This is a genomic window from Chitinophaga sp. (assembly GCF_039596155.1).
GTDB lineage: Bacteria > Bacteroidota > Bacteroidia > Chitinophagales > Chitinophagaceae > Chitinophaga.
Map to the genome: position 1 here is coordinate 94,433 of NZ_JBCNKF010000007.1, position 16,198 is coordinate 110,630.

Below are 16,198 nucleotides of genomic sequence, written 5' to 3' on the forward strand. Positions count from 1 at the left end.
AGCATACCCAAAACAAGTACCGATCATTAGATTATGAAGAACACACCATTTACAAACAAACACATAGCGCTGGGCGCTAAGATGGCACCGTTCGCAGGTTATAACATGCCTATCTCTTACACTGGTATCAATGATGAGCATCTTGCCGTGCGCAACAATGCGGGAGTTTTTGACGTCAGCCATATGGGTGAGTTCATGTTAAAAGGAGAGCATGCCCTGGACCTGATTCAAAGGGTCACCAGCAATGATGCTTCCAAACTGACGGCTGGAAAGGCACAATACAGCTGTCTGCCTAATGAAGAAGGTGGTATTGTGGACGACCTCCTGGTGTACTGCATCGAGGAGAACAAGGTATATATGTTGGTTGTAAACGCCAGCAATATTGAAAAGGACTGGAACTGGATCAGCAGGTTCAATACGAAGGGGGTGGAAATGCAGAACATTTCTGACCGTACGGCGCTGCTGGCACTCCAGGGGCCTAACGCGGCAAGCATGCTGCAACCGCTGACCAGTGTAGACCTGGTGAACCTGAAATACTACACCTTTGCGAAGGGTGACTTTGCCGGTGTTTCCAATGTGATCATCAGTGCTACAGGTTATACCGGTGCTGGCGGTATTGAGATTTATTTTGAAGACAAAGACGATAATGCAGATAAGATCTGGGATGCCATCTTCGCAGTTGGTGGTCCTAAAGGATTGAAACCCATCGGTCTGGGAGCGAGGGATACCCTGCGCCTGGAAATGGGCTTCTGTCTGTACGGCAATGATATCGATGATACCACCTCTCCGCTGGAAGCCGGGTTGGGCTGGATTACGAAATTTACAAAAGAATTTACTTCCCGTAGTATCTTTGAAGCGCAAAAGGCTGCCGGTGTGAAACAGAAACTGGTAGGTTTTGAAATGATCGATAAAGGCATTCCCCGTCATGATTATGAGATCAAGGATGCCAATGGTCAGGTAATAGGCCGCGTTACCTCCGGTACGCAATCGCCTTCTATGCAAAAAGCCATAGGCCTGGGTTATGTTCAGACTCCTTTTGCTGCGCTGGATTCCGAAATCTATATAGCCGTAAGGGATAAGTTATTGAAAGCCAAGGTGGTGAAAGCACCTTTTTTAAGCTAATACACCTTTTTAAAACCATATCGCTATGCCTACCATTCATCTGACTACTGTCATTCGTGCTCCATTGGACAGGGTTTTTGACCTGAGCCGGAGCATCACCCTGCACAAGCGCAGCATGGCGCACCTGCAGGAAGATGCGATAAAAGGCCGTGTAAACGGACTGATCGAAGCGAACGACACAGTAACCTGGCAAGCCAAACATCTGGGTAAGATCAGGCAACTGACCACCCGTATTACGGAAATGCGTCCAAAAGAGTATTTCTGTGACGAGATGGTGGAAGGAGATTTTACCTATATGAAGCATGAACATCATTTTAAGCAGATCGAAAATGCGGTAATTGCTATTGATGTCTTTGAATTTGGTACCCCTTACGGGCGTCTGGGAAGATGGTTTGAGAAGCTTTACCTGAATAAATACATGACGCAATTGCTCAAAATGCGCAATGATGTCATCAAGGATTATGCGGAGAGCGAAAAATGGAGAGTAATACTAGATTGATAATGAGCAAAGAAGAAACACAGTTACCATCTTTAGAAGTATGTTTATCACCTGCTTTATTGCACCTGCATGAGGTTAAAGGCAGTATAGTGGTGATTATTGATGTTTTGAGAGCCACTTCCACTATTTGTACAGCGCTGTACAATGGTGCCGACAGGGTGATACCGGTAGCGACTGTACCGGATTGTATCCGTATCGGTGCTGAACTGGGGGCTATTACCGCCGGTGAAAGAGATGGCAAAGTAGCCGAAGGACTGGAGCATGGCAACTCTCCTTTTGAGTACTCCCGCGATTTTATCGGAGGCAAAACGTTAGTACTGACCACGACCAACGGCACCAAGCTGTTGCATATGGCTAAAGATGCGGAACAGATCATTACAGGTTCATTCCCTAATCTGTCTGCAGTATGCGATTACCTGATCGCACAAAAGCGCCCTGTCATACTGGGTTGCGCTGCCTGGAAAGACAAAGTGAACCTGGAAGATACACTCTTTGCCGGTGCTGTGATCAGCCGTATTAAAGCACACTTTGCTATTAATGATGATGCTGCGCTCGCTGCAGAATTGTTGTATTCCTCCAAGCAGGATAATATCCAGGAAATGATGACGCAGGCATCGCACTATAAAAGGCTCGCGAAGTTCGGTTTACAAAAAGATATTCAATATTGCCTGACTCCGGATGGCGCTAATGTGCTTCCGATTTACCAGAATGGGGAGTTGGTAATTGCAAAATAATTCTTAAAGTCCCCGGCGAATCCTGTTGCCGGGGATTTCTTATTTTAATGAAACCCTCATCTGTTCAGGGATTTATCCGCAGGGATCATTTCAGCCCCTTCACTGCGTCCTTTCCGCTCATTTTTTTTACGATTTTTCTGTGTACTTTTGTGAATTGCCTTCTAGCCATCTGCTAAATATTTTAGTTTTTAACCCGCAAGTGGTCAGAATAAAATAAGGCAAACTGATACTATGTCGCTACCCCAGTTGCTCAAATATGTGTACAATAACGGAACCGATGAGGTGATCCGCAGGGGGAAACGCATATTTGCTACTGGTGGTGTGGAATTGATTGAAGCGGACCCTATCCTGAAATCGGCCACCTTTCGAGTGAAGAGCGATACCCATGCTAACTATTACCGCGTTTCCATCAATAAATATCATGAGACCAGCAACATGTCTGTGCGCTGTCAATGTCCCTACAACCTGGGCGACATATGCCGTCACGAGGCTGCTGCCATGTTTCAGTTACAGGAAATGCTGGATAAGAATCAGTTTGAAAATTTCGATACTTCCTATAACCAGCAGCATACACTGGTAAAAATAAAATCTATCGACCTGAAGGCCCTGAAGTTACTCACCTCCAATGATATTTTCATGGAAGCTGAGAAACTGGCCAAACAGAGCAAAGCCATTAAAATACAGTCAGCAAAGGACGAAAAGGTTGAAGCAATTGTGAAGGAGAACGGTACCGAATACCCTGTCATCCTGCAGCGGAATGAGGAACGCTTTTTTGATACCAGCTGTACCTGCGATGAGTCGGAGCATGCTATTTGTAAGCATAAAACGGCCCTCTTCCTGAACCTGCTGAATAATAACGGCCCTTATTACTTCGATAGCCTGCGCAATTGGGATAAGGAAAAGAATAAACTGCTTGCCCTCTATGGTTATTCGCTCAGCGATGACCTGGATGGTAAGTTTACTTTCGCTTATATGGAAGGCAAGCCTTTCCTGCGGGTACTGGACCCCAGTATCAAGAGAGTGGATGGCCTGACTGCCGGCCGGCAGCCTGCACCGCCCCCTCCTACGGAAACTGCGGCTGTAATCACCCATAGAGTTGGGGTTGTCTTCAATGCCAACGAGCCCTTGTATCCTTTCTTCAAGATAGACCTGGTAAGCGGGGAAGTGAACGATGAGCAGGATGCTTTCGTATCGCTGGTGAATAAGCTGGATCTGACCAAGTACGTTGATTTTTATCAATATAAAGAGCAGGATCGCGACCTCATTACACCTGTCCGCAAGGTACAGGGTACGGAAGTGAGCAAATTCCTGAGCAAGAATTCTCCTTTTGCGGGCATCTGGGAAAATATTACCCACGACAATAACGAATCGGCACTGCCTACAGAAACAAAAGAACTGATGCTGGAGTACCTGCATCCCAAACTTGCCAAACTGTTTCCGCAGATAGCCGCCCATGGCTTATTGTTCCTGCTTCCTAACCGTCAGCAATTCAAAACCAGGAATCTCCAGGTTGTGCAGCTGGCTGGTGAAAGATTGCAACCCATCTTCAAGACGCATGCAGGCAATGATGCTATTGAGATTACCTGCCATGTGTCTATACAGGGTGAACTGATGAGTGTATCGGACAATGAATGGGATAGCCCTATCCTGTTCCTGAAGAATAAAGTGCTGTACCTGTTCGAGAATCCACAGGATGCGCTGCATGTAGAACTGTTCCGCGAGCAGGGCCGCCTGCGCATTCCGGCAGGGGAATGGAGTACTTACCTGAAAGATTACCTGTTGCCGCTGAGCAAACAGTATAGTATACAATTCGATAATACCCTGCTGGCAGAAGTTGATGATGTGGTGCCTGAGACGAGGGTATTTCTTCGTGAAGTGGGTGAAACCTTCATTATCCAGCCGGGCTTTGCCTATCATGGGCAGGAAGTGGAATGGAATGATGATGCAAAGATCACGGTGCAGGAAGGCAACAAGGTGCTGATCATCCACCGTAACAAAGAGGCAGAACAGCAATTTGTAGAAAAGCTTTCCAGCCTGCATACCAGCTTTGCGACACCAACGAGCAACAACTATTTCTTCCTGAGAGCAAAAGAAGCGCTGAAGAATAACTGGTTTTTCCTCTTCTTCGATGCGCTGAAGGAAATGAATGTACGTGTGTTCGGGTTTGAGAACCTGAAAAATTTTAAGTTCAGTGCCTATAAACCGGTTACTAATTTACAGATCAGCTCTGGCATCGACTGGTTCGATGCGCAGATCGAAGTGCTGTATGGTGACCAGAAAGTAAGCATCCGCGACATCAAGCACGCGTTAAACAACAAGCAGAACTACGTACAGCTGGCAGATGGCTCTCTGGGCCTGTTGCCGGAAGAATGGCTGAAAAAGTATTCCCTGCTCTTCAAGATCGGGGAAGAAAAAGATAAGGGTGCGCTGAAGCTGAGTAAGTATAACTTCAGCGTGATTGATGAACTCTATGAGTTCATTGATGACGAAGCAATCCTGATGGAACTGGAAAGCAAGCGTAAAAAGCTGCTGCAGTTCGACGAGATCCGTAACATTGACCTGCCATATAACCTGGAAGCGACCCTGCGCCCATACCAGGAAAGTGGTTTCCAATGGCTCAACTACCTCGACGAAGTGAAGTGGGGTGGTATTCTGGCAGATGACATGGGTCTTGGTAAGACTATCCAGGCGCTGACCTTTATACAGCACTACAAAAACAAGAACGAAGGTAAATGTATGGCGCTGGTAGTATGTCCTACCACGCTGATCTATAACTGGGAGAATGAGATCAGGAAGTTTACCCCTTCCATGAAGTATCACATTCACCATGGCCCTGCCCGACTGAAGGATGCAGAAGCGTTACAACAATTTGATATCCTGATCACAACTTATGGTACCCTGCGCAGTGACATCACTTTGCTGATGAAGCTGGCGCTGGATTACGTAGTGCTGGATGAATCGCAGGCTATCAAGAACCCGCAGAGTAAGGTTACAAAGGCGGCACAGTTGCTCAATACCCGCAACAAGCTGGCATTGAGTGGTACACCAATGCAGAACAACACCTTTGATATCTATGCCCAGATGAACTTCCTGAACCCGGGAATGCTGGGTAGTGTGGACTTCTTCCGCAATGAATTTGCCACTCCGATTGACAAATTCCAGGACGAAGAACGCAAAGATCACCTGCGTAAACTGATTTATCCTTTCATACTGCGCCGTACCAAGGAGCAGGTAGCGAAGGATCTGCCAGAGAAGATTGAGACGGTGATCTTCTGTGAAATGGATGCGGAACAAAGGCATATTTATGATGCTTACCGTAACTCCTATCGCAGCAAGATCCTGGGTGTGATAGAAGATCAGGGTATGGAGCGCTCACAGCTCACGATCCTGCAGGGGCTTATGAAGCTGCGGCAGATCTGTGACTCCCCTGCTATTCTGAATGAGGCTGAGCAGTATCCTAATCACTCAGTGAAGCTGCATGAGCTGACCCGCGAGATGTCGGAGAACATCAGTAACCACAAGGTGCTGATCTTCTCGCAGTTCCTGGGTATGCTGGGACTGATCAGGGAGAAGCTGCAGCACATGAAAGTACAGTTTGAGTACTTTGATGGCAGCACCTCTACCAGCGAGCGGGAAAGGGCGATCCAGAATTTCCAGAACAACGAAGAATGCCGTGTATTCCTCATCTCTCTCAAAGCGGGTGGTGTGGGTCTTAACCTCACAGCGGCAGACTATGTATATATTGTAGACCCGTGGTGGAACCCGGCTGTAGAGCAACAGGCGATCGACCGTACGCACCGTATCGGGCAAACGAAAAATATCTTTGCTTACCGCATGATCTGTAAGGATACTGTAGAAGAAAAGATCCTTCAGTTGCAGGAGCGGAAGAAATCACTGGTAAAAGAGATCATTGCTGACGACAGTGGCTTTATCAAGAAGCTCACAAAAGAGGATGTATTGTACCTCTTTAGTTAGTAGTAATTGGCCAGGAATTTCACCATCAGCACAGGTACTCCAAACGCTATTCCCATTCCATACAGGAAATTCAGCCAGAACATAGAGCCGGCTGCACCCAGGTAGATTAATCCTACGATGGGAACGGTCAGGACTTTGAGCCATGTGGCGGTATTCTCACCATGCCAGATGGTTTCCCACATTATCCGGGCATCTGTGATGCTGGGGAATGCGTGCATGGCGATCGAGAAACCGAAGTATAGCAAGACAAAATCCGGGAAGTTGCCTTCGCCAAGAATGAAAACCGGGACAGCGGCGGGAAAGGCGATAGCCAGGCCTAATAAGGTATTGATAATAAAAGGTCCGATACAGATGAACAGCTGGTGAACCGGGTTACGTACAGGTTCATGTCTGACATAACCGGCAGGGTCAGCCATCTGGAAGTATTTTACATCAAATACAGCCACGCCGAAGATCCGGCAGAATAACTGGTGTGCGAATTCGTGAACGATAATGCCAGGAAAAGTGATAAGGGCGATATATATACCGGGTACGAAGATCATAAGTTTCTGAAATTAATGTGTTGGGTGATGATGCGTAAGAGGGAATCGGCAGGATGATAGGTATCTACGGTAAGACCTTTCATTTTGTGATAGGCCTCCATGGCGCCCTCTATATCATTATTACAGTATCTGGCCACGCCAAGGGTAAACCATCCGGTGTTATAAAACGGGTTTGATTGGCTCGTTTGTTCTGCAAGGGCCAGTGCTTCTTTGTCTTTTTTCAGCATGAGCAGTATGACTGCTTTTTCAGCGAGTGCCTGCGGTAGCTGGTGATTATAGGATAGTACGCGATTTACTTCGGTGAGTGCTTCTTTGTATTTTTTTTCTTGCCTCAAACCAATACAGTATAGACTGGAAGCCCTAAAGTTGGTAGGATTGTCGCGGATTATTTTTTTGAACAAGCTATCTGCTTCATGGAACCGGTTATCAGAGAAATATCCTGAAGCGGTGTTAAATAGCTGCTCCTGGCCTTTATCTTTAAGCCACATTTCCCGTACAGTTTCAACTTCATCTTCAAGTTCAGGATTGATTTTATAAGCAGGGTTTTTATCCAGTTGTGCTAATAATTGCAGGGCCTCTCCTGTTTTATTATTGTAATAGTAGGCCGTGAGCAGGTGTACTTTGGATTTTTCATGAGCAGGGTGAACGCGAAGTACAGCTATAAATGCATTTTCAGCGGACATAAATTCCCGGTTATCAGCGAAGGCGATTCCTTTTTCGTAAGTGATAGCTGCTTTGTACTGGCTTGGGAATTTATATAATGAAAGGGCGAAAAGGATGCCTAACCCGATAGCGCCCAGCAAGATATTCTTCTTTAACGGGTAGCGGCTAAATCGTTTTCGGCAGGTTTTGCACAATTTTACCTGGTAGCCAGGTTCATAATCCGGGCTATTGCATTGAAAACAGGCATCTGGAACCTCGTGTTCCTGTTCGTGAGGTGCATTCTCGGTCATAGGTGGCTAAACAGATTAAGCTGCAAAAGTTATATATTAAAATTCATTTCACAAAAGGGTGAAGTGTAGATGTGGAGAGTGGAATGGGATTTTGGGAATATTTTAACCCTTGGTTTTATTCCTATTCCATTAAATTTGCCTAATATTCTTTTTCAAGACTTTAACTTAAACATGAAGAAAATATTCTTTACGCTTGGATTACTGGGGATTGCTTATGGTATTTTTGCCCAGGACAACCCTGCCAGCACGGAGGTTTCGACAAAAGCAAAGAGTGCTGCCCGGCATTCCAAGGATTTTCTGGTGATAGAACTGGGTTATGTAGGTCTGTCCGGCACTGGTGCCGGTAACCTGGATACCAAGTTTAACCGGACTTTCAATATAGCCCTGATGTACGATATCCCGTTGACGGGAAGTAATTTCAGCCTGGCTCCCGGTTTAGGTATAGGGTCTGATAACTATATCTTCAATAACATGGTGTTGGATATCACGAACACAAGTGCTCCTACCAAGACATCCACAGATGCATATAAAAAATCCAAACTGGCTACCACTTACCTGGAAATTCCATTGGAACTGCGTTTCCGCCAGGTACCAGATAATGCCAATAAAGGTTTCAAAGCTGCGATTGGTCTGAAAGCAGGTTATCTGATAAATGCCCATACCCGCACAGTAGGTAATCTGACAGGTTTTAAAGTAATTGAAAAAGAAAGTAGTAAGTATTGGTTCAACACCTTCCGTTTTGCGGGTACTGCGAGAATTGGTTATGGTAACTTTGCGCTGTTTGGTACTTATGCGTTGAACAGCTTATTTAAGGATAACAATACCTATGCTGTAAATGCTTATTCCTTTGGGATTAGCGTGAGCGGTCTTTAGTATTCAATATATAAATAACTGTAGCGGTCTGGCCTTTGTAGGTCAGACCGCTGTATTTTTATGCGCCAGTGAAGACGGGTTTTCTTTTCTCAATGAAAGCTTTGATTCCTTCCTTGTTATCGGCAGTGTTACCGGCGATCTCCTGGCAATATGCTTCGTAATCAAGAACGGTATCCAGGTCTTCGGTCATACCTTTGGTAAGCATTTTCTTCAATAGGGCAATGGCTTTGGTAGGAGCATTCGCATAAAACAGTGCTTCTTCCTGCACTACCTGATCCAGCTCCTCTCCTTTTACGACTTTATTGACGAGCCCCAGTTCCTTTGCTTCGGCGGCGGAGAGCTTCGTGGCTTTAGTAGCAAGTTCAAAGGCCCTGTGATAGCCTACAGTACGGGGCAGGAAATATGATGAACCTGAATCCAGCACCAGTGCGATATTGATAAAGATCTCGATCAGTGAAGCGGCTTCGCTGGCAATGATCAGGTCGCAGGCCAGTGCCAGCGAGCATCCCGCGCCGGCGGCTACGCCGTTGAGTTTGCAGATAACTGGTTTAGGCGTGTTGCGGATAGCCCGGATAATGGGGTTATACCGTTTGTGAAGGGAGTCGCTCAGCTTGCGGTCTCCGGCTTCCATGGCTGCTTTCAGGTCTTGTCCGCTGCAAAAGGCTTTTCCTGCGCCGGTGAGGATTACCGCTCTTACCTGTGGGTCTTTTTCCACCTGTTTGAGTGCGTCCTGTAGTTCATAGCTTTGCTCATCATTAAATGCATTGTAAACGTCGGGGCGATTGAGTGTGATAGTTGCAATATTGTCTTGCACGTGGAGATTGATCGTATTCATTGGGGAAGTTTTAATAAAAAGCCCTCCCCTTTCTGAAGGGAGGGCTTTAGGTATTATAAGGTGTTGGAGAGCCAGCTGAAGAATTCACGCTGCCAAACCAGGGCATTTTGTGGTTTCAGTACCCAGTGGTTTTCTTCAGGGAAGTAGAGCAGTTTGCTCCTGATACCTTTCAGCTGTGCGAGCTGGAAGGCCTGTAGACCTTGTTCGATAGGCACGCGGAAGTCAATACCACCCTGGATAATGAGGATAGGCGTATTCCACTTGTTCGCATACTCACTTGGATTGAATTGTTTGTAAGCATTTGCGTTAGCAGGATCGAAATAGGCGCCGATATCCCAGTTCGCGAAGAACAGTTCTTCGGTGGTACCATACCAGCTTTTCAGGTCGAAGAGACCATCGTGGGCGATGAATGTTTTGAAGCGGTTTTCGTGTACGCCTGCCAGCATGTATACTGAGTAGCCGCCGTAGCTGGCGCCTACAGCACCCAGCCTGTTCTTGTCTACATATGCTTCTTTGCTGACATCGTCGATAGCGCTCAGGTAGTCACGGATTGGCTGACCGCCCCAGTCTTTGCTGATGCTGGCATTCCATTCCACACCATGCCCTGGCATACCGCGGCGGTTAGGAGCCACAACGATATAGCCCTGAGAGGCCATGAGCTGGAAGTTCCAGCGATAGGAATAGAACTGGGAAACGGCTGATTGCGGGCCCCCCTGGCAATACAGCAGGGTGGGATATTTCTTGTTAGGATCGAAGTCTGGCGGATAAATTACCCAGCTCAACATGTCTTTGTTGTCGGTGGTCTTTGTCCAGCGTTTTTCTATTTTACACATTGCGGTGTTGTCATAGATGGATTTGTTTACGCTGGTAAGTGGTGTGATTGTACCTTTTGGCAGGGCTACGGTAAAGAGTTCTGCTGCATGGTTCATATCGGTACGGGTTACCACCAGCGTATTGCCGGACTGGCCGACGATACCGGAGATATCGAAGTCGCCTGAGGTCACCTGCCGGATGGCTTTGGAGCTCAGGGTGAGTTCGTGCAGTTGTTCAGTACCCTTGATCACGGCAAGGAAGAAGAGCTGTTTGCCATCTTTACTCCAATGGAAGGATGCGACAGTGTTATCCCATTCTTTGGTAAGATTGGTTTTGGTACCTGTGCTGCGATCCAGTATAATGAGGTCATTTTTATCGGATTCGTATCCATCATGGGCCATGCTGAGCCATGCAAGGGATTTGCCATCAGGGCTGAACTGAGGGCCCACATCGTACCCTTTGTTACCTTCAGAGAGGTTCCTGGTGGTTTTGTCAGCGAGGTTGTATTCGTAGATGTCGGTATTGGTGCTGAGGGCATATTCCTTGCCTGCCTTTTTCTTGCTTACATAGATAATGCTTTTGCTATCGGGGCTCCAGATCATATCTTCAGCGCCGCCAAAAGGCATGGTAGGGCAGTCGTAAGGTTCGCCCTGCATGAGATCTACAGGCGTACCGATCTTACCATCTTCGTAGGTGGCGTAGAATACGTGCTGGTAATTACCATCTTCCCAGGTATCCCAGTGGCGGTAGTTGAGGTTATCATAGATCTGTACATTGGATTTAGGCAGGTCTGGATAGTGGTCTGCGCCGCTTACTTTCTGGAGCTTAACTTCTTTGGAGAAGAGGATGTATTTACCATCCGGAGAGATGCGGATATTGGACAGGGCTTCTTCGCCGTGAGTTTTCTGAGTAGCGTTGCTGCCATCGGCGTTCATTTCCCACCATTGTCCTTTGAGGGAGTAGCCGATCTTGTTGCCTGGCAGGTTGCATACATCTCCTTCTCCGCCCGGGGAGGTCGTGAGTTGTTTGGCGGTGCCACCAGCCACAGGTATTGACCAGAGATTTTTTTCTCCTTTGTTGTCAGCGACGTTGTAGTTCGTCACCCCAAAAATTACAGATTTCCCATCTGCTGTAACCGATTCCCCGCTCACTCTGCCCAGTTGCCAGAGCCGTTCAGGTGTCATTTTCTCCTGGGCCATTGCCATAGTTGTGATGAATAGTGTTGTTAACAAAAAAGGTTTATGCATGTTCAGATTTTGTTTGGACGCTAAAAGTATGGAAAAATGTTAGTCTGAGGGCTTTTCTTACCTTTGTCAAAATTATTATACACATTGATTGAGAAAAAACAAATTGTTGAGCAGGAAGAGCGGGTGGTAATTGTGGGGTTGATACACAAGGAGCAAAACAACGAGCGTCAGGTACAGGAGTACCTGGACGAGCTGGTGTTCCTGGCGGAGACGGCCGGCGCTGTGACTGTGAAAAGGTTTACCCAAAAACTGCAGCATCCTGACAGGGCCACTTTCGTAGGAAAGGGAAAGCTGGAAGAAATAAGAGATTTTGTACAAGGTAGAAATATCAATCTGGTCATCTTCGATGATGAACTGACTGGTTCGCAGATATCTAATATCCAGGACGTATTGAAGATCAAGGTGATAGACCGTAGTGACCTGATCCTGGATATATTTGCCCGCAGGGCACGTACGGCACAGGCAAAGGTGCAGGTAGAACTAGCTCAGTATCAATATATTCTGCCCAGACTGAGGGGTATGTGGAGTCACCTGGAAAGACAGGGAGGTGGTATTGGTAGCAGGGGGCCGGGTGAAACGGAAATTGAGACGGACCGTCGTATTGTAAAGGATAAGATCTCTTTGCTGCGGAAGCGGTTGGCAGAGATTGATAAACAGTCGCTTACGCAGCGTAAGGACCGTGGAGAGTTTATTCGTGTGGCACTGGTGGGGTATACCAACGTAGGTAAGAGCACCATTATGAATACGCTGAGTAAGAGTGAGGTATTTGCGGAGAATAAACTGTTTGCGACGCTGGATACAACGACCCGTAAGGTCGTGTTTGAGCAGACGCCATTCCTGCTGAGTGATACGGTTGGGTTTATCCGTAAACTCCCCCATCACCTGGTAGAAAGCTTTAAGTCGACGCTGGATGAGGTAAGGGAGAGCGATATCCTGTTGCATGTGGTGGATATTTCTCACCCGCAGTATGAAGATCAGGTAGAGGTGGTGAACCGTACCCTGCATGAGCTGAAAGCGTTTGACAAGCCGACGATCATGATCTTTAACAAGATGGATCTGTATGAGAAGAATACCTTCGATAAGTGGCTGGCGGATGATGTGAAGCAGGATATACTGACTCAGCTGAAGACGGATTGGGAAACCAGGACACAGGGAAATTGTGTGTTTATATCGGCATTGGAGCGCAGGAACCTTGAGGAGTTGCGTAAAACGATTATGGAGAAGGTGGTGGAACTGTATCGGGTACGTTATCCTTACAAATCAGAATTTTTCTATTAATTATATGGGGAAAACGTATACATGGCATCGGTTTGCTGATCCGGGGATTGGTGAAAAGGATATAACGATACTGGAGGTAGAGGGGAAAAAGATCTCTTTTACGCGGTATGAGGGTGCTTTGTATGCGTTTGCCTATAAATGTCCGCATGCGAGCGGGATTATGGCGGATGGTTGGGTAGATGAGGATGGGAATGTGGTATGTCCGTTGCACAGGTATCGGTTTAGTGTGAAGAACGGGCGGAATACGAGTGGAGAGGGATACTTTTTGAAGACCTACCCGATTGAGCACCGGGAGGATGGATTGTACCTGGGGCTGGAAAAGACCGGGTTGTTTGGATGGTAGCGGTGTTAAATTTCTATTAAAGACCTTGCTATTTAGCTTCAGCAATGTAATATTTGCGCATGTCTGATAACTTCTCTGAGAAGAAGATAAGCTGGTGGATAACAGGCCTGCTTATCTTTATGCACATTACAGGATTGTCCGTTACGATCATGGAGCCCGATGGCGCATTGTATGCTGGTATAGCGAAGTATATGGTGCAGCATCATGATTATCTGAATTTGTTTGCAGATGGTCAGGAGTGGCTGGATAAACCTCATTTCCCTTTCTGGATGATGGCATTTAGCTATCAGATTTTCGGTATTAACACATTTGCGTATAAGTTGCCTGCCTTTCTCTTTTTGATGATGGGGGTATACTTTACATATCGGTTTGCCCTGGACCTGTATGGGGATCGGGTGGCGCGATGGTCGGTATGTATCCTGCTGACGGCGGAGCATCTGGTAATATCCAGTACAGACGTACGGGCGGAGCCTTATCTGACAGGTCTGATCATTGGAGCGGTTTACTTTTTATATAAGCGGCGGTTGTTGTTGGGAGCGTTGTTTACGGCGTGTGCGGTGATGACGAAGGGGCCGTTTGCGTTAGTGCCGGTGGGGTGTGCAATAGCTGGGCAGTATATATTTACGAAGCAGTGGCGGGAGCTGTTCCACTATAGGTGGTTGATAGTGGGGGTGTTGGTGCTGGTGTTTATAACGCCGGAGTTGTATGCGTTGTATACACAGTTTGATGCACATCCAGAGAAGGTGGTATTTGGGAGAACGGGAGTATCGGGTATCCGTTTTTTCTTTTGGGATAGTCAGTTTGGTCGGTTTATGAATACGGGGCCGATCAAGGGGTCGGGGGATCCTACCTTCTTTTTCCATACGGTATTGTGGGCATTTTTGCCGTGGTCGGTGATGTTATATGCGGCGGTGGTGCAGTTTATAAGGAAGCGTAAGGTAGCGGTGGAGTTTTATTGTATAAGTGGGGCGATGAGTACGTTTTTGCTGTTTAGTTTATCGAAGTTTCAGTTGCCGCATTATCTGAATATCATTTTCCCATTTTTTGCGATTCTTACGGCACAGTATATACTAACGCTAAATAAGCCCCGATTTTTTAATATTACGCAGCAGGTGATTATGGGGCTTATGGCGGTAGCGATAGTGGGATTATGGGCTTTATATCAGCCAAAGATCAATTATGTTTATGTAGGGTTAATAGCGGGGGTTGTAGTATTATGGTTTACGGTGAAGGTGGAGAAGGTATTTTTTCGGACGTGTTTGATGTCGGTGATATTGAATTTGTTTTTGAACGGGTTGTTTTATCCGGATGTGTTGGGGTATCAGAGTGGGAGTTCGGCGGCGTTTTATGCGAATGAGCATTTGCGGGGCGGGGCGGTGTGTATGTACAAGGATAATTCGTATGCGTTTAATTTTTATCTGGATGCGCCGGTGTTGAGGTCGGATACGTTGTTGCAGCCGCCGGTATTGTTGTATACGACGCGGGAGGCGATGGATAGTTTGGTGATTATGGGGAGGAATTGTGAGGTGTTGAAGTCGTTTCCGAGATTTCCGGTGACGAAGCTGGATGGGGAGTTTGTAAATTTTTCGACGCGGAAAGCGGCTGTGGGTGAGCGATTTTTGGTTTTAGTGAAATAATTTTTGAAAAATATTTTGCAGAAATAAAAGATTTTCTATCTTTGCAATCCCGAAACGGGAAACACACTCCTCCTTAGCTCAGTTGGTTAGAGCATCTGACTGTTAATCAGAGGGTCGCTGGTTCAAGTCCAGCAGGGGGAGCGAAAAAAAGGGAAGGCTTGCAGTGATGCAAGCCTTTTTTGTTTTTGGGAAAATATTTTTGAGGGGGGGTATTTTCTTATTGAACCAGTGCTATAATTCCTAATCTTTCAAGAAAAGTAAATCCCTGAGTAAAGATTGAGATGATGGCAGTTCGGGGCATAAATAAAGAAAGATAATTGGTCACAGCCACCTTTTTGTTGCTTCCATCCATGAAGAATTATATTAGGCTCCCAATCAAAAGCTATTATAATGTGCCTCCTTCAGGCCAATTTCTCCAATGAGTGTTTGCGATCCTGACAGGTTTATATAATGAAATGTCTCCAGTTGAAATAACGGAAGCCAATTGTCGGAATGTTTCATTTTTACCTGGTTTTTCTTCCATTGCCAGGTCTGGATGATGCCACTCCCTTAATTCCATTAGCATAGGCAGATCAAGAGGGATTTTATTGGCCATCTCTGAACGTGTCAACCAGAATAGATCTGAATAATCCGGAATCAGCCCTCTCATAAATTCATAGTTAACAATTTTATCGGGACACTCCAGCAGGATACCTTTATTATGATAATGCTGACGATCGTGCATGACGGGTACTAGCTGATCTCTAACCTTTATATATTTTACGTCCGGATTTAAATAGGAACTGTAGGTTCTCTCTTCTTTTATCAATGCAGGCATCCCTTCATCTTCCGGGAAAGAGAAAAAACCATCATTATCATTATGCTTTTTAGTCAAAATGCAATTCCCAAAATAGCTAATGTGCGTCGTTATTCCGCCGATGTCCAGCTGATGATTATGATATGCTATTACCTCAATTGTCATCGCCCATCTTTCCGAATCCCTGTAGATCGTTAGTTTTTGATCGCCATGATAATAATACCCGTTATCTAACATGGGGAATATATAATTTTCAGCTTCTCTATCAAGTTGCCTTAGAATAGCCTTAATGTCAAATTGCATCATTTTATTTTTGTACAGCGTGAGCGAAGCATGCTTATGCTATATGCACCTGCATACTTCTGAAGTTAAACAATTCATTACTGGTAAACAAACTCATGCTAACAGATGTACTATTGTTATCATATTCCCCTTCACATTACATTGATAAGAAGAACCTCTCAAATTTCAATAAACCCCGGTTTGGAATTGACCCACTCATGCAATGACCAGAAAAATTTTGTCGCAAGTTGCCAGTATAGTTGTCGCAC

At 46.1% G+C, this 16,198-nt stretch carries 13 protein-coding genes and 1 tRNA gene; 9 read left to right on the forward strand and 5 right to left on the reverse strand.

The genetic code is table 11. The features are described 5' to 3' along the window. Nucleotides 1-33: 33 nt before the first annotated feature. The 4 genes from gcvT to ABDW33_RS09030 all read left to right on the forward strand — a co-directional run bounded on the left by gcvT (nt 34) and on the right by ABDW33_RS09030 (nt 6,330). Nucleotides 34-1,122, forward strand: a complete 1,089-nt coding sequence (gene gcvT / locus ABDW33_RS09015; protein WP_343689729.1) for a glycine cleavage system aminomethyltransferase GcvT — start codon at nt 34-36, stop codon at nt 1,120-1,122. 25 nt (nt 1,123-1,147) lie between these two features. Further along, nucleotides 1,148-1,621, forward strand: a complete 474-nt coding sequence (locus ABDW33_RS09020; protein ID WP_343689730.1) for an SRPBCC family protein — start codon at nt 1,148-1,150, stop codon at nt 1,619-1,621. Between the two features lie 2 nt (nt 1,622-1,623). Beyond that, nucleotides 1,624-2,355, forward strand: coding sequence for a 2-phosphosulfolactate phosphatase (locus tag ABDW33_RS09025; protein WP_343689731.1), 732 nt, complete (start codon nt 1,624-1,626; stop codon nt 2,353-2,355). A gap of 231 nt (nt 2,356-2,586) precedes the next feature. Further along, on the forward strand, nt 2,587-6,330 hold the full coding sequence (locus tag ABDW33_RS09030) for an SNF2-related protein (RefSeq protein ID WP_343689732.1): 3,744 nt from the start codon (nt 2,587-2,589) through the stop codon (nt 6,328-6,330). Here ABDW33_RS09030 and ABDW33_RS09035 read toward each other — a convergent pair. Continuing rightward, complete coding sequence (locus tag ABDW33_RS09035) at nt 6,327-6,872, reverse strand: metalloprotease family protein (RefSeq protein ID WP_343689733.1); 546 nt, start codon at nt 6,870-6,872, stop codon at nt 6,327-6,329. The two genes, ABDW33_RS09030 and ABDW33_RS09035, sit on opposite strands and share 4 nt — an antisense overlap. Next, entirely contained in the window at nt 6,869-7,825 is a 957-nt protein-coding gene (locus ABDW33_RS09040) for a tetratricopeptide repeat protein (protein WP_343689734.1), read from the reverse strand. The genes ABDW33_RS09035 and ABDW33_RS09040 overlap by 4 nt, the downstream gene beginning before the upstream one ends. A 171-nt stretch (nt 7,826-7,996) precedes the next feature. Between ABDW33_RS09040 and ABDW33_RS09045 the strand changes: the two genes are divergently transcribed. Then, nucleotides 7,997-8,698, forward strand: a complete 702-nt coding sequence (locus tag ABDW33_RS09045) for a porin family protein (RefSeq protein WP_343689735.1) — start codon at nt 7,997-7,999, stop codon at nt 8,696-8,698. A 58-nt stretch (nt 8,699-8,756) separates the two neighbouring features. Here the strand turns inward: ABDW33_RS09045 and ABDW33_RS09050 are convergent, their stop codons facing one another. Together ABDW33_RS09050 and ABDW33_RS09055 are read right to left on the reverse strand one after the other, a co-directional pair. Beyond that, nucleotides 8,757-9,533, reverse strand: a complete 777-nt coding sequence (locus tag ABDW33_RS09050) for an enoyl-CoA hydratase-related protein (RefSeq protein WP_343689736.1) — start codon at nt 9,531-9,533, stop codon at nt 8,757-8,759. A 53-nt stretch (nt 9,534-9,586) separates the two neighbouring features. Then, complete coding sequence (locus ABDW33_RS09055; protein ID WP_343689737.1) at nt 9,587-11,593, reverse strand: S9 family peptidase; 2,007 nt, start codon at nt 11,591-11,593, stop codon at nt 9,587-9,589. Between the two features lie 63 nt (nt 11,594-11,656). Between ABDW33_RS09055 and hflX the strand changes: the two genes are divergently transcribed. The 4 genes from hflX (at nt 11,657) to ABDW33_RS09075 (ending at nt 14,992) form a co-directional block, all read left to right on the forward strand. Further along, entirely contained in the window at nt 11,657-12,871 is a 1,215-nt protein-coding gene (hflX, locus tag ABDW33_RS09060) for a GTPase HflX (protein ID WP_343689738.1), read from the forward strand. Nucleotides 12,872-12,875: 4 nt separating this feature from the next. Continuing rightward, nucleotides 12,876-13,214, forward strand: coding sequence for a Rieske 2Fe-2S domain-containing protein (locus ABDW33_RS09065; RefSeq protein WP_343689739.1), 339 nt, complete (start codon nt 12,876-12,878; stop codon nt 13,212-13,214). Nucleotides 13,215-13,273: 59 nt separating this feature from the next. Further along, nucleotides 13,274-14,851 carry a glycosyltransferase family 39 protein gene (locus ABDW33_RS09070; RefSeq protein ID WP_343689740.1) on the forward strand — a complete coding sequence of 526 codons (1,578 nt, stop codon included), beginning with the start codon at nt 13,274-13,276 and terminating at the stop codon, nt 14,849-14,851. A 67-nt stretch (nt 14,852-14,918) separates the two neighbouring features. Further along, nucleotides 14,919-14,992: transfer RNA gene (locus tag ABDW33_RS09075), tRNA-Asn, on the forward strand. Between the two features lie 244 nt (nt 14,993-15,236). Here ABDW33_RS09075 and ABDW33_RS09080 read toward each other — a convergent pair. Beyond that, nucleotides 15,237-15,953 (reverse strand): hypothetical protein, encoded by a 717-nt coding sequence (locus ABDW33_RS09080; protein WP_343689741.1) that lies wholly within the window; start codon nt 15,951-15,953, stop codon nt 15,237-15,239. Between the last annotated feature and the right edge of the window lie 245 nt (nt 15,954-16,198).

Coding starts and splice junctions, on each gene's coding strand:
- ABDW33_RS09025 (WP_343689731.1), top strand. CDS start 1,624: ATGAGCAAAGAAGAAACACAGTTACCATCTTTAGAAGTATGTTTATCA.
- ABDW33_RS09065 (WP_343689739.1), top strand. CDS start 12,876: ATGGGGAAAACGTATACATGGCATCGGTTTGCTGATCCGGGGATTGGT.
- ABDW33_RS09055 (WP_343689737.1), bottom strand. CDS start 11,593: ATGCATAAACCTTTTTTGTTAACAACACTATTCATCACAACTATGGCA.
- ABDW33_RS09030 (WP_343689732.1), top strand. CDS start 2,587: ATGTCGCTACCCCAGTTGCTCAAATATGTGTACAATAACGGAACCGAT.
- gcvT (WP_343689729.1), top strand. CDS start 34: ATGAAGAACACACCATTTACAAACAAACACATAGCGCTGGGCGCTAAG.
- ABDW33_RS09020 (WP_343689730.1), top strand. CDS start 1,148: ATGCCTACCATTCATCTGACTACTGTCATTCGTGCTCCATTGGACAGG.
- ABDW33_RS09080 (WP_343689741.1), bottom strand. CDS start 15,953: ATGATGCAATTTGACATTAAGGCTATTCTAAGGCAACTTGATAGAGAA.
- ABDW33_RS09035 (WP_343689733.1), bottom strand. CDS start 6,872: ATGATCTTCGTACCCGGTATATATATCGCCCTTATCACTTTTCCTGGC.
- ABDW33_RS09040 (WP_343689734.1), bottom strand. CDS start 7,825: ATGACCGAGAATGCACCTCACGAACAGGAACACGAGGTTCCAGATGCC.
- ABDW33_RS09045 (WP_343689735.1), top strand. CDS start 7,997: ATGAAGAAAATATTCTTTACGCTTGGATTACTGGGGATTGCTTATGGT.
- ABDW33_RS09050 (WP_343689736.1), bottom strand. CDS start 9,533: ATGAATACGATCAATCTCCACGTGCAAGACAATATTGCAACTATCACA.
- ABDW33_RS09070 (WP_343689740.1), top strand. CDS start 13,274: ATGTCTGATAACTTCTCTGAGAAGAAGATAAGCTGGTGGATAACAGGC.